The following is a 15,946-nucleotide window of genomic DNA, read 5'->3' on the forward strand; positions in this document are numbered from 1 at the left end:
CGTTATTTTTTCTTTATACGACATGGACCTGCAGATTCTGCTGGATCAGAACATCACCAAGGGTGTTGTCCGATGACAGCGCCGAGTTGTGGTAAACGTCAAAGGTCTGCCCTTCGACCGTGCGTTGTCCGGTGGTGGCCCAGACGCCGCCCTCGGTATTGGCCAGCGTCACCTGATCACCCAGTGTCCCTTTGATGAACAGATCATCGGTCGGTTTATCGGTGATGTTCAGCGCTTCGTTCAGATCCAGCTTGATGCTGTTACTGCCCGAGAGGCCCAGGTCAATAATCTCCACGTTCTCGATTTTCAGTCCGAGCGCGGTGAGATCCAGCGACATATGCTCGCCGTTCAATACCAGCGTATCGATACCGGCCCCGCCGTCGATATGCGTGAAGTCCAGCGTGGTCGCACTGATCGTGTCGCTGCCTTCACTACCGGTGACGGCTTCACCGTGCACTGTCTGACCGTCGGCCAGCAGAATGGTCACCCCGCCGATGGTGTAGCTGCCGTCATCCAGCGCCGCCGTGTCCGCCACCGCCGCCGTACTGGCGACTGCGCTGGTAGTGGCACTGTCGGTACTGCTGGTATCACTGTCAGTTACCAGCGTTGACGCCACTTTCGCCGCCGTATGCACGGTCGTGGCCGTACTGCTCTCCTCTGTCGTTGTTGAAGACGTATGGTTTGACACCACGGCCAGGGAATCGTCAGATGCCGCGGCCATCATGACTGACGAGGTGCTGGCCAGCGGGATCAGGGAGCCCAGCAGCAGCGTGGTCACCGTCGAGGCCGGGTTACCTGCGGTGTCCACCGCCGTGACGGTGACCACCGAACTCAGGTTCAGCGAACTCAGCAGCCCACCGACGAACTTGGCACTGTAGCGACCGTTAGCGCCCACCGTCGCCGTCATCGACTGCGACTGCCCGCTCTGAGACAGCGTGATATTCACCGTTGTTCCGGTGGCCAGCCGCAGGGTACCGCCAGAAATCGTCAGGCCGGTCAGCAACACACTCAACAGGCTGGCAACCGGGTCGACCCCGATAACCGGCAGGTTCTGCGTGACGCTGGTAAAGCTGGCGCTGGTATTGGCAACGTTACCCGCCCGGTCGGTAACCGAAATGGCCGCCGAATGAACGCCGTCGCTCAGGCCGGACAGCCCGGCAGGCGGTACCGTCACACTCCAGCTCCCGTTGCTGGCGACGGTGGCGCTGTAGACATTGCCTTCAATCACCACCCTGACCGTACCGCCAGCGGCATTGGTGGCGGTACCGGTAAGGGTCTGCGCCGTACCCGATTCCGCCAGGTTGAGGTAGCCATCGCTGAAGCCAGCGGTGCTGCCCAGAGTGACGGTAGGCGTACTGTGCGTGCCAACAATCACCGATGCCGATCCGCTGGCCGACTTGCCCGCGCCGTTAGTCAGTTCCGCCGTGATGGACTGCGTGGCATCTGCCAGCGCCAGCAGAGCCGAAGACGGTACCGATACGCTCCAGGTACCGTTGGCCGCCACGATAGCCGTTAAGGTGGCTGCCCCCACGTGCACCGAGATGGTCGACCCTTCCGCATTGGTGGCCGTGCCGGAAATGGTCTGGGCGGTCAGGGCTTCTACCGCATTCAGACCACCATCACCAAACAGGGTACCGATACTGATCGATGGCGGTGTCTGCGCAATGACCGACGCGGTGCTGCTGCCCGTGGCGGTGTTGCCGTACGGATCCGCCAGCGTGGCATTCACAGTCAGCGGACCGTTTGGCAACGCACTGAGATCGGCTTTCGGAACGCTGACGCTCCAGCTGCCACTGCTGCCGACGGTGGTGCTGTAGGATTTACCGTTGATGCTGAAGGTGACCGTCGACCCCGCCACGGCATTGGTGGTGGTCCCGCTGATGGTCTGCGCTACCGCCAGCTCAGATGCGCTCAGTATGCCGTCACCGAACAGCGTGTTCACGGTGAGCGTTGGCTGCGTGGTCACCCCAATGGTCACCCCCAGGCTGCTGTTCGCCGTATTACCGACCACATCAGTGACCGTGGCAGATACCGTCAGGTTACCCGTTGCCAGTGACAGCAGTTGCAGGGAACTGAGCGGTACGCTGAAGTTACCGCTGGCATCAGTTACCGCTTCCAGCGAGAGTGCGCCAAGCTTGATATCGACCCGCGTACCCGCCGCCACGTTATTCACGCGACCACTGAGCAGTTGCCCCAGTGAGGAGAGCGCTTCTGAAACACTCAAAATACCGTCACCAAACAGCGGATTGATCGTCACTGATGGCAGCGAGTGGATGCCGACAATGGCACTCAGTGGATTGCTGGTGGTGGTATTCCCCGCCGTATCAGTGACGGTGACCTTCAGTGCCAGACTACCGTCCCCCAGGCTGGCCAGCATGGACGGCGTCAGCCCCAGGCTGAAGACGCCGTTCGCGTCCGCCGTGGCCGCGACCAGCGGTGTGGTACTGTTCCCCACCGTGACCACCACGCGGGCCCCTCCGCTCGTCACCCCGCTGATCAGCTGAGTGGTCAGCGCATCGGCCGCATTCAGCAGTCCATCACCAAACAGCTGCGTCTGGTTAATGGTCAGCGATGGCGGCGTCAGGCTTAACTGCAACCCGCCTGTGGCTGTCGCCGTGTTGCCGGCAATATCCGTCACCTGTGCAGAAACGGTCAGCGCATTGCCTGTCAGCAGCTGCAGCTGTCCCAGCGACAGGCTGGTACTGAACTTACCGCTGGCATCGACCGTGGCCTGAACATCCACCAGCCCGCCCAGATTCACCGTCACGAGGGATCCTGCCGCGACGTTTTTCACCGTACCGGTAATCAGCTGGCTGGCAAAATTGGTGATATCAGCAAGATTCAGCACGCCATCACCGAAGATGGTGTTCAGGGTGATTTCAGGCTGCTTGTTAAACACACCGACAGTGACAGCATTGCTGGCGGTATTCCCCGCCGGATCCACCACTTTGACCCCCAGCGAGAGATTACCGGTGCCCAGCGCCAGCAGATCGAGAGGCGAGAGATTCACGCTCCATGCGCCCCCCGCCTGAACGGTTGTGGTGTAGGCTTTCGCTCCCAGCGTCACGGTAACGGTCGATCCTGCCACTGCATTCAGCGTCCCGCCGATGGTCTGCCCGGCCTGAGCTTCCAGCACGTTAATCAGGTTATCCGTGCCGAACAGATTGGTCAGCGTACCGACAACCGGAAGGTTATTGATGATGTTGGTGACCGACGCCGTTGCTGTGGTCACGTTACCCACCACATCCGTCAGTACCAGGTCCAGCGGTACCGTCCCGTCCCCTAATGCCGCCAGCGCATCGGTCGGTACCACCAGCGTCCAGCGACCGCCCTGGCCAACCGTGGCGGTGACGATCTCACCGTTACCCAGCGTCAGTGACACTAAGCCGCCGATAGCCGACACGGCGGTCCCGGTGATCAGCTGGTCGAGCCCCGCTTCGGCAGCACCCAGATAACCGGACAGGCCGGTTTCCCCAAACACCGTATCCACGTTCAGAGCCAGCAGGCTGTTGAACACCTTGTTGACGGTGATCGAGGCGCTGGTCTGGTTACCGTTTTCGTCCTGGACTCTCACCGTCAGCAGGTTACCACCCTGCAGCAGATCGGCCAGTGCCGTCGGCGTCAGGTCAAGGCTGAAGGCACCGTTCAGGACGGTTCCCTGCGCCAGCGGCGTGCCGCTGTTGCCCAGATAGACAGAAATTGTCTGTCCGTCGGCCCCCTCCACCTTCCCGGTCAGCGTCTGCGTTAGTACCGCCTGTACCGAGTTGAGAACGTTATTGCCCAGCAGGGCATCCACATCCAGCAGCGGTGCGACCGTGTCAATGACGACCAGCCGTGTTGCCTCGCCTGTGTTACCTGCCGCGTCTTTCACGCTGGCCGTAATGGTGCCTCCCCCCTGGCTCAGCGCCTGCAGGTCAGCCGAAGGTACGTTCACCGTCCAGGTGCCGCCCACCTGCACCACAGCGGTGTAAGTTTTGCTGCCCAGCGTAACGGAAACCGTGCTGCCGATATCCGATGCCGTACCGGTGATGGTCTGCGACACCGCCGCTTCTGCGGCGGTCAGGGTGTTATCCCCGGCAAACTGCGTAATCGCTACCGTCGGCGACACGACATCGATCAGCAGGGTGCTGGTGGCGGAAACGCTGGCCCCACCATCCGGGGTAAAGGTGACGACCACGGTTTGCGAACCCGTTCCAAGCAGCGCGTTTGCCAGCGGCTCGCTGCTGAAGTTATTGTTCGCACGCAGCGCATCAACCGGGATGGTGGCGACCTCTACGCCCCCCACCGTAATGGTGATCACACCAGACACCGTCAGAGGCACGTTATTCAGTGCACCGGACAGCGTGGTGGTGACCGGGTCGAGGGCATTGACGATATTGTCCCCGTTAACCGGCACCAGGGTGATAAAGGCATCCTGGGTTGGATTGATATTCAAGGTCACCGTTTCGTTCAGGGTGGTGGTGTTACCCGCCGCGTCGGTGATGGCCACGCTGTAGTTTCCGTTAACGGCGATCAGCTCGGTCAGCGCCTCAGCCCCCACGTTGATTGTCCACTTGCCATCCGCGCCCACCACGCCGGTCAGGGTGCGCGTGCCGATGGTCAGCGTGACCGTGGCACCCGCGTCATTTACACCTGATGTCCCGATCAGCGTCTGCGTATTCAGACTTTCCACGTAATCCAGGATGTTGTCGCCGGCAAAGGAGAGTGCAGTGATCGCCGGTGGCAGCGTATCGATAATGAAGCCTTCCGTCAGGGTATTGGTGTTCCCCCCCGGGTCGGTGACGGTGATCACCACATTCTGCTGACTTTCTCCCAGCCCACGAATATCACCCATCTCACCGGCGGTTAACGTTAGCGACCAGGTGCCGTCGTCATTCACCACGGCAGGCAGCCCCGCCAGACCGCCAAAGGAGACGCTGACACTCTGTCCTGCGCCAACCGCCCCCGTTGTACCGGTCAGCACGGCTCCCGCCAGCGTGTCTTCATTGAGATAGCCATTGTCAAACGGCACGGCCAGCGTGGGCTGCGGCAGCGTCAGGTAGGCATTGAAGTCCAGCGTTTCCGTCGCCGGGTTGCCGGCGGCATCAATCACCGTCACGGTAATCTGGTGTGCCCCATTGCTCAGACCACTTAACGCGCCCTGCGGCAGCGTGACCGTCCATGTTCCGCTGGCATCCACCACGCCGTCATAGACCACCCCGTTGATATCCACCTTCAGCGTGACGGTCTGATCCTGACCGGCTACGACCGGAATACCGGTGGTACCGGTGATGATCACCGCTCCCGCCGCTTCGCTGATGCCGAGGCCCGGGCCAAACGGGTTCACAATGGTCGGATCCGGCAGGTTCAGTATGGCATCGAAGTTCTCGCTGACCGGTACACTGTTACCGTAGCTATCCGTTGCAACGACGCTGATCGTATGGGTGGTATTCGCCAGCCCGGTCAGCGTCGCCGGGTCAAGATTCAGTGACCAGCTTCCGTCTGCATTGACCGTCGCATTCACCGGCGTGCCGCCGTCAATACTGACCGTCACTTTCTGCCCGGCACCGCTAATACCGGTTGACCCGCGCAGCACCTGGCCCGCCGTGGCCTCAGCAAGGCTCAGCAAGCCGTCAATAAACGGAGTATTAATGACAGGCGCCGGCACATCGTTAATCGCCACCGTGAGCGAGGTCGTTGCCGGCACCCCGACGTTACCGGCACCATCGGTCACCGTGACGGACACCGGCCAGTTTCCATCCGGCAGCGTGGTCAGTGTGCCTGCGGGCAACGCCAGGCTCCAGGTATTGCCGGTAATGATGGCTTCAATCGGTGTGCCGTTGACGTTAACAAACACCCGGGTACCTGCCACATCACCGCTGTAAGTCACACTGCCCCCCAGCGTAATGCCACCAGCCACTTCATTCAGCGTCAGAATGCCGTCACCCGCCAGCGGCAATCCACCGAGGGTCACCGTCGGCAGGCCGGTGACAATTGCACCAAACTCCAGTGAGGCATCTGCCTCGTTACCCGCCGCATCCCGGACCACAATCACAATTTCGTGGTTGGCACTGTTGCCAAGGTCAAGCAACTGCTGCGGCGTTAATGTGGCCGTCCAGACCCCGTTAGCATCGACGGTGGCGTCATAAGGCGTCCCGTTAATGGTCAGCACAATCGTCTGTCCTGCGCCCGTCACGCCTGTCGTGCCGGTCAGTGTCTGCGTCAGCGCAGCTTCGGCCACGTTAAGCAGGCCATCGCCAAACGGCTGGTCAATGACCGGATTGAGCGTCGTAGTCAGCACCAGCTCGGCATCGACCGAGACGCTGGCCGGGTTCACCGCATCCACGGTGGAGACGCTGACCTGGATGGTACCGTTGTCCTGTCCCACCAGCACCCCCGCCGGGAGCGTCACCGTCCAGCCCCCCTGACCATCCAGCTCCGCCGGAATATTGGTCAGCGTACCGACGCTGACCACCAGGCTGGCGCCAGCCGGAAGGTTCGCTACCGTCCCGCTAATCACCTGTGCCACCGTCGCTTCCGCGCCGTTCAGCAGGCCGTCAGCAAACGGCGTATCCAGCGTCAGTACGGTAGCCTGAACATCGACCGCCGCCTCAATAACCTCGCTGGTGGTATTGCCGTAGGCATCCTTAACAGAGACACCGATATCCAGCTCACCGTTAGCCAGCGCCAGCAGATCGGCGCTGGGAATGGTGGTACTCCAGTTACCCAGGCCATCGGCCAGCACGCTGTAGACTTTGCTACCAATAGTGATCTCAACGTTAAGATTCGGCCCGGTGGTTCCCCCCAACAGCAGGCCGGTCAGGGCATCCGCCAGACTGAGAATACCGTCCGTCGCCAGATTGGCATCAACGACCAGTAGCGGTGGCTGCGTGTGAACCGTGAAGTTATCACTGGCTGTCGCTACGTTTCCTGCCACATCATTGCCGGTCGCAGTGACGGTATTGTTGTTCTGCGGCAATGCCTGCGCATCGCTCTGTGGAATAGTTGCCGTCCAGTTTCCATTCGCGTCAACGGTGGCGGTGTAAGGCGTATTATTAACCGTGACGGTAATCGTCCCACCGGCAGGGATATTCTGACTGCTGCCGGTGATCGTCACCCCGTCTGGATTACGCGACTCGTTGTAATCAATCATGTCATCACTGGTGACCGGATTGATGGTGATGGTGGGCAGATCGGCACCCCGTGCAATAACGGTAAAATCACGACTGTCGTCGGCCACGTTGTCATAGCGGTCTTTCACTGTCACGCTGACCTGCTGCGCGCCATCGGCAATATCACTCACCGCCTGAGCCGGTACGGCGTAACTCCACGTCCCGTTCTGTACCACGGCCTCATAGGTCTGTCCGTTTAGGGTAATCGTCACAACCTGGCCATTGGCGACATTGGTGGTGGTGCCACTCAGATTGAGCGGCTGGCCCAGTTCGCTGGCATTAAGATAATCATCACCCGATACGGTAGCGATGGTAATCGTCGGCAGGTCGCCAGCAGCGGCCCGTACCTCAACGGTTTCCGTCAGCGGCTGTGACGTGTTTCCTGCCTTGTCAGTCAGCGTGGCGGTCACGACATAACTGCCGTCCGCCAGGTTCTGCGTGGCGTTACCCGGCAGGTCAAAGCGCCAGGTGCCGTCTTCCTGCACCGTGGCCAGATAAGCAGGCTGATTGCCGTTAAAGGTAATACTGACCTGCTGACCCGCCTGATCCGGCGTGGTGCTGCCACTCACCGTGACCGTCTGCAGAATTTCTGTTGCATTAATGACGTTGTCGGTGGCCACCGGGTTCAGTTCCAGCGCTGGCGGGGTGCGATCCACTTCTGCCGTGGACGTCACCGTACCCACATTGCCACTGGCGTCCGTGACCTTCACCTCGATTTGCAGTTCGCCCTGACCCAGATTGAGTAGCGTCGCGCTGCTGAGCGGCAGCGTCCAGTTACCGTTGCTGTCAGCGGTGATAGCGTAATCCTGCCCGCCAACCGTGACGGTGACGATCTGCCCGGCTCCGGTTGCCCCGGTCGTCCCGCTCAGAGTCTGTCCACCGGCGGCACTGGCTTCGGCCAGATTAAGGTAACCATCGCCAAACGGGGTGTTAATGGTTGGCTGTGACGGCGTGGTATCCAGCACGACAGGCCGGTTGACCGTCACACTGTCTCCCCCCTGAGGCGTGGCCACCACCGTCAGGGTATAGCCGTTATCAGCCAGGCCGGTAAACGCGCCCGCCGGAATAGCGGCACTCCACTGACCATCGCTGCCGACCGTTGCGGTGTAAGACTGATTGTTAAAGGTGACCACAACCGTCGTGGTTCCTTCAGGTACGCTGCCCGTCACGGTGATCCCTGCGCCTGCTTCAAGCGCATTGACCACATCGTCACCCGTCACCGGGTTCACCAGCAGTGGATTGACGATCGTGGTATCCAGCTCAACCGTCGCGTTTTGCGTCACGCTGTTACCTGCCGGGCTGGTGACCACGACGGTGACCGGATTGGTTCCCTCATCGAGATTATTGAGGGTGCTGACTGGCGCGGTGACCGACCACTTGCCGTCGTTGCCTACCGTTGTGGTCAGCGTCTCTCCGCCCAGGATCACACTGACGGTATCGCCCACTGTCCCTGTCCCGCTGATTTTCAGCGGCTGCGCGACTTCGGCGCTGTCAATAATGCCGTCACCCGCAAGCGGATCCAGGGTATAAGCCGGTGCCGCAGTGTTAACCTGAACCAGCGCCGTATCGACCGTTTTGTTGCCCACAGGGTCGGTAACCGTAACGGTGACGTCATAGCCTCCGTCATCCAGCAGGGCCAGATCCCCTGCCGGGATGGTGGCGGTCCAGTTGCCGTTGGCGTCAACCACAGCGTTATAGGTTTTACCGTCCAGCGTGACCACCACGGTATTCCCCGCCGTCGTGGTGCCGTTGATATCCAGCGGCTGAGTCTGTTCGGTGGCGTTAATGATGCCGTCCGCAGCGATGGTTTCCAGCGTCAGCTCAGGCAGAACCGTGGCGATATTCACCGGGGCTGGCGCTGTCGATGCGCTATTGCCCGCCGCGTCCGTCGCCGTCACGATGATGGGTTGCGTGCCCGGAGGCAGCGCCTGAAGATCGGCGGAGGTTAACGTCAGGCTCCACGCGCCGGAGCTGTTAACGGTGGCATTAAAAATAGTACCGCCAATGTTCACTTCTACAATCTGGCCGTTACCGGACACCCCGGTGACGCCTTGCAGGATCTGCGAAGCCGCCGCTTCTGCGTTGTCCAGCGTGCCGTCACCAAAGACCGGTGTATCCAGGATCGGCTGCGGCAGGTCGGAGACGCGAACGATCAGCGGAGCCTCGCTGGTGGCGAGGACGGCATCATCGGCATCAAGCACCGTCGCGGTGCCGGTCAGCGTGCCATTAACCAGTTGGATCACATCGCTGCGCGGAATATTGACAGTCCAGGAACCGTCAGGCTGCTGCACGCCATTATAGATATTGTTGTTCAGCTCAAAGGTGACCCGGCTACCTGCCGGCACGTTCGAGGTGGTAAGCGTAACATCCAGCCCACCTGCCGCCTGCGATTCGGTAAAGTTGAGGTAGCCATCTTCACTGATCGGACTGACCGCAATGGCCACCTCCGCATCATTAACGCTGAACACCTTGTCCGTCGTCCCGGTATTCCCCGCTTTATCCGTCACGGTGGCGGTCAGCGTATAGGTGCCGTTCGCCAGCCCTTCCAGCACGCTGGCAGGCAGGCTGGTCTGCCAGGCACCGCCAGACTGGATGGTCGTGGTGGTGCTGAAGCTGCTCCCGTTACCGGTCAGAACCAGCGTCAGCGTCTGTCCGGCCTCCACGTTGGACGCCGTGCCGCTGATCAGCTGATCGACCTGCTGTTCAGCCCCATCCAGCACATTATTTGCCGTGACGTTGTTGACGAAAATCGACGGTACGCCGGTATCTATCGCCAGCGGGGTGCTGGTGGTGGTGGTGTTCCCTGCCGGATCGGTGGCGGTGACCGTCAGGCTGTAGCTGCCGTCGGCCACACCGGACAGCGCCGTGCCCGGGATCAGCGCTGACCACTGGCCATTGCTGCCGACCACAACGGTGACGCTGATATTGCCGAGCTCAACCCGGACCAGGTCACCCGCTTCACCGCTACCGGTGATGGTCAGTGGCTGCCCCGCTTCGGCGGCATTGATATACCCCCCCGATACCGGGTTAACGCTGACCGGCGGCGGCGTTATGTCCACCTCGAGGGTACGGATGACGGTGCTGGTGTTACCCGCCTTATCGGTGCTGGTAACCTGAATATTGCTGCTGCCGGCAGGCAGTGCTTTCAGCGCACTGACCGGCAGTTCAATCTGCCAGTTACCCGTACCGTCCACCATGGTTAGATAGGTTTGACCATTGAGCGTCACGGTGATGCGGTCGCCCACGTCACCGGAGCCACCGATAATCTGTACCTCATTCTGTTCAGCCAGGTTGATACGGTTATCCGTGGCGACGGCGTCCAGTGACACCTCAGGGGCAACGGTATCCACCACAAACGTGGTATCGATTTTGACGCTATTGCCCGCATTGTCTCCCAGCGTCACCGACAGGTCGTTGTCCCCCTGAGGCAGGCTTTGTAGTGCAGAAGATGGCAGGGATACGCTCCAGTTACCCTGCGCATCCACGATGCCCGTATACGTAATCCCACCGACCACGACTTTGACCGTCTGGCCTGCACCGTCAACGCCCGAAGAACCGCTGATGGTCTGTGTGCTGTTTGCTTCGATCGCGTTGAGAGAATCATCACCAAACAGCGGATCGATCACTGGCTGGAAGCCTGGGTTGACCTCGCTGTTCAGCGCCTGTACCACGGTGATGGTGTTGCCATTGACATCCACAGTACTGGCCGTCACCGGCTGATTGCCGTTCAGCAGTCCCACTAAATCGGCTGCCGGGACATTCACTGCCCAACTGCCATCGCTGTTGGTGGTGGTCACGTAAGATTTGCCGCGGAAAGAGACCGTCACCGTACTGCCAAAGGTGACAAAACGGCTGAAGCCGTGGATCGACAGCGGCAACAGCGCCTCTGAGGCGTTCAGGGTATTGTCATCGCTGATCACCCCAATGGCGATGGCGCTGAAGCTGTTATCCACGGTAAAGCTGCCGTTACTGCTGGCCGGGTTTCCGGCAACATCGTTGACGCTGACGGTGTAATTATCAGTGCCGTTGGCGAGGTTAACCAGTGCCGCCGCCGGAACCAGAACGCTCCAGCTGCCATCGCCCTGAACCAGACCGGTGTACTGACTGCCGTTCAGCGTGACGGTGACCACCTGCCCGGCCTGCACATTGCTGGTCGTCCCGGTCATCAGCTGGGACAGGCCCTTTTCCGCCCCGTCGAGAATATCGTCACCGGCAAACGCGCCGACGGCGATCTGCGGCAGGGAACCACTGCCGGCAATCACCGTTAGCGGCTGGCTGCTGCTGCCGGTGTTACCAATGGTATCGGTGGCCGTCACGCTGACGGTATAAGTGCCGTCCGCCAGGCCAGAGACCACATTGGCAGGCAGCGTGACCGTCCAGTTACCCTGAGGATCCACCGTCGCGGTGTAGTTGACGTTATTCACGCGAACGATCACGCCCGCCCCCGGCTCGGTGGTGCCGTCAATCGCCAGTGCCTGGCCATGTTCCAACGCATTGAGATAACCGTCGCCAGATATCGGTGCGACCGTCACAGACGGGGAGGCTGTATCGATGGTCACCGGTATCAGCGTGGTGGTTTCGTTGCCGCTGCTGTCGCGGGCGGTCACGCGGATATCGTACTGGCCGTCGGCCAGCGTTTGCAGTGCTGAAGGCGCAATATTCAGGCTCCAGCTGCCGTTACCGTTTGCGGTGGTCTGGTAAGTCACGCCGTTCAGCACCACGGAAATGGTGCTGTTGGCCTCTGCCGTACCGGTAACAGGCAGCGGCTGGCCCTGCTCCGCGCGGCTGACGATGCCATCACCGGCCACCTGGCCAACGGACAGCTCAGGACTCTCGGTGTCCACGCTGACGCTGGCGGTGTGGGTCACCTGGTTACCGGCGGCATCGCGCACCACCACCACCAGATTATTGCCTCCCTGCGGCAGGTTGCTCAGATCCTCTGGCGACAGGCTGACGCTCCACGCCCCGGTGGCGGTATTCACCGTCGCCGTATAGGTTTTGCCATTAAGCTGGACGGTCACCACCTGATCCGGCAGCGTCAGTCCGGTATTGCCGCTGAGGGTTTGCGGCGTATCCGACTCGGTCAGATTCAGCACGTTGTCGCCACCAAAGGCGGCATTCACGGTAACTTTATCCGGGAAGTTGGCCTGAACACCGATATTCAGCGTGGCGGTCACGCTGGTATTCCCCGGGTCGGTGACCACGATGGCATAGGTGCCGTTGGCCACGCCCAGCAGATCGGCCGGCGGGATGGTCGTGCTCCAGTTACCGTTGGCATCCACCGTGGCGCTGTAGGTTTTGTTGTTAAAGGTGACGGTTAACTCAGTGCCCGCAGCCAGATTCTGGCTGCTGCCGCTGAGGGCGACCGGCAGTTTCGCTTCCGCCGCATTGATCCAGTTATCATCGCTGACCGGAGCAATACCCAGTGCCGGAACCAGCGGATCGCGAACCACGCTGACGTTACCTGGCTGAGTGATGGTGCCGCCGCGGGGATCCGTCACCGAAGCGCTGTAAGGAATTGTTGCCCCGTTCACCAGGTTTGTAAACTCACTGGCCGGAATGCTGACATGCCAGATCCCACCGGGCTGAACCACGATATTATCGTAGGTTTTACCATTAAAGACGACAGTGACGACCTGCCCCGGGGCAATGTTCAGCACCGTACCACTCAGCTCCTGAGCGACCAGCAGCTCCCCGTCTTGCAGAATATTATCACCCGCAAACGGATTGACGCTGATCGCAGGCTGGCTGCCAGGCTCAACGGCCAGAACGACATTACCAAATGCCGTTCCCTCATTGCCTGCCGCATCTGTCGCCACTACTCGGATGGGATAGCTGCCGTCGGCCAGTGCGGCTTTATCCGCATCTGACAACACGATGCTCCAGGCGTTACTGCCATTGGCAGTGGCCGTCAGACTCAGTTCGCGATCGCCAATAAAGACGCGGATAATGCTGCCCGATTCGGCTGTCCCGCTGACGCTCAGGGTGCCTGACTCATTGACCGAGACATAGTTATCCCCGGTAACGGCGTCCAGCGTGACGGCCGGAGGCTGCGTATCCACGTTCAGATTATTGCCGATGCCGGTCGAGACGTTGCCATACTGATCGGTGGAGGTGACCACCAGGTTATGCCCACCCTCACCCAACTGCTGTAATGCCGAGGCGGGAATATTGACGATCCAGCTGCCGTCGGGATTCACCGTAGTGGTATAGGTTTTCCCCTCCAGGGTAATCGTCACCGACTGCCCCCCCGCACTGATCCCCGTCACCGTCAGTGGCTGACTGATGTCGGCCGCATTCAGCGTGGTATCAAAGAGAATATTGCTTACCAGCGGCGGCGTGCTGTCCACCCTGACCTGCAGGGTTGTGCTGCCGGTATTCCCCGCCGGGTCGGTGACGTTCACCACCATTGGCAGCGTGGCATCAAGCTGGCCAGCGACGGCGCCCGCCGGCAGCGTCACGCTCCAGGTGCCGTTGTTACTGACCGTACCGGTGTACGTGTTGCCGTTGAACACCACAGAAACGGTCTGCCCCGCCCCGATGACGCCGGTATTCCCGGTGATCGTCTGCGGCTGGGCCGCTTCCTGACCGCCTAAGACGCCATCGCCAAATGGCAGATCAATGACCGGGCTGGGCAGCGTGGTGATCACGTCAACGGTGACGGTGGTGCTGTTGGTCAGCGTGCTGCCATCTGGCAGGGTCAGGGTGGCGACAATCAGATTCGATCCCTGAGGGAGCTGCAGCAGATCGGCAGAAGGAACCTGCACCGACCAGCTGCCGTTTGCCTGAGTGGTCGCGGTGTAGCTTTGTCCGCCAAGCGTGACGGATATCAGGGTTCCCGGGGCGACGCCGCTGGCAGTCCCGGTCAGGGTCAGCGTGGTCTGAGCTTCGCCAGCATTGAGATAGCCATCACCACTGACCGGTGAAATGATGCTGACGGCAGGTGTGGTACTGGCCTGCACGCTGAAATCATGGCTGGCGCTGGTGGAGACGCCGCTGGTATTACTGACGCTGGCTGAAAGCGAGGCATTCCCGGTGGCCAGTGCTGCGAGATCGGCAGCAGGCACCGGTACGCTCCATGTGCCATCCGCGCCGACGACCGTGGTGTAGGTTTTCCCGTTCAGGGTGACGGTGACCGTCTGCCCCTGCTGAACGTTGAGGGTGGTACCGCTCACGCTCTGCGTCACCAGTTTTTCCGCGCCATCGAGCACGTCATTGCCGGCAAAGGCGCTAATGGCGATCTGCGGCTCGTTCGGAGTCTGGGTGGGTTCAACGGTGATGGTCTGGCTGTCGGTGGCGGTCTGCCCGGCGCTGTTGGCGACGCTGGCGGTAATGGTCGTAGCACCGTTCGCCAGTGCCAGCAGGGCGCTGGACGGCACAGACACGCTCCAGCTGCCGTTCGCCTGCACGGTGGCGGTGTAGGTGACGCCGTTCAGCACAACAGTCACGATCTGCCCGGTCTGCACGTTGGTGGTGGTGCCGCTCAGCGGCTGGCTGCTGTCTTTTTCGCCGGCGCTCAGAACGTTATCGCCGGCAAAGGTGCCAATCACAATCTGCGGCTCGTTCGCGGTCTGGGTGGGTTCAACGGTGATGGCCTGGCTGTCCGTGGCTGTCTGTCCGGCACTGTTGGCGACGCTGGCCGTGATAGTGGTGGTGCCATTCGCCAGCGCCAGCAGAGCGCTGGACGGCACAGACACGCTCCAGCTGCCGTTCGCCTGCACGGTGGCGGTGTAGGTGACGCCGTTCAGCACGACGGTCACGATCTGCCCGGCCTGCACGTTGGTCGTGGTACCACTCAACAGTTGGTTGCTGTCTTTTTCGCCGGCGCTTAATACGTTATTTCCGGCAAAGGTCGCGATGGTCAGGGTCGGCGTGGTCGCCGGAGGAGGCGTCACGCCTCCATTGTTACCATCATCACCGCCACCACCACCTCCGCCACCCCCTAATGCAGCCGCGCCTAAGCCCACCAGCCCGAGCGCACCGAGACCGGCGGCGGTGATGACGCCGTTACCGGCACCCGTATCCGCCAGCAGCAGGGGTTCAATGCTGCCCAGTGATTCGTACTGAGGAGTAAGAACCATTGCAGTCTGGGCGTCGGCCGCCTCACTGGTGAGCGGGAACAACGCATGTTCAGGCGGGTTTACCCCGTCATCAAAAACCAGCTCACTGTGATCACCATCGACATCATCGAAGAAGAACTGCTGATAGCGCACGGTGGTGCCATCTTTCATGTGCAGAATGAGGTCATTACCCTGGCGTTCGAATTCGGCCACCATGTCACGTGTGCCATTAATTTTAACGATGCTGGGTTGGCTGAGAAGAACGGATTTAGACGAGCCCGCACTGGCCTGGGAAAGGAGTGTTCCGTCGTCGCGTGAGAGAATGCTTACGCGGCCATCATTGAGCTGTGCCATTTTAGTAACCTCATGTACACCAGATAACAGGATTAAAATTCAACGCGATGAAAGTGAAAAAAAATTTCACTTTTCCTGGCGCCGAATAAATTTTGTTCACGCCGTGACCGACGCTACTTTTCACCTGATGTACAGTCAGAGAGGGCCTCTCCCCGATAAAAAAAACTAAAAATGGCTTAAACTGCATTTTTTTTGTTTATTACCTCACACAGATATAATTAATAAACTGAATGTTTTATCTGATTAAAATTTATCGATAAGATAAAAAATATTAATAAGAGCGCTTAGTACAAAATCCGAAGCGTTGTCAGAAAATGCTCATAAACAAAGGGATTCTGAATTAATGATTTGATTTAACTCGCAGAAAAAAATTTTACTTAA

Annotated in this window: 1 protein-coding gene; it reads right to left on the reverse strand. The window is 60.2% G+C overall.

The annotated features are described in order from the left end of the window. Window positions 1-13: 13 nt before the first annotated feature. Complete coding sequence (locus EPE01S_RS02210) at window positions 14-15,565, reverse strand: Ig-like domain-containing protein (RefSeq protein ID WP_062742928.1); 15,552 nt, start codon at window positions 15,563-15,565, stop codon at window positions 14-16. Window positions 15,566-15,946: the final 381 nt, after the last annotated feature.

This window comes from Erwinia persicina NBRC 102418 (assembly GCF_001571305.1).
Classification (GTDB): domain Bacteria; phylum Pseudomonadota; class Gammaproteobacteria; order Enterobacterales; family Enterobacteriaceae; genus Erwinia; species Erwinia persicina.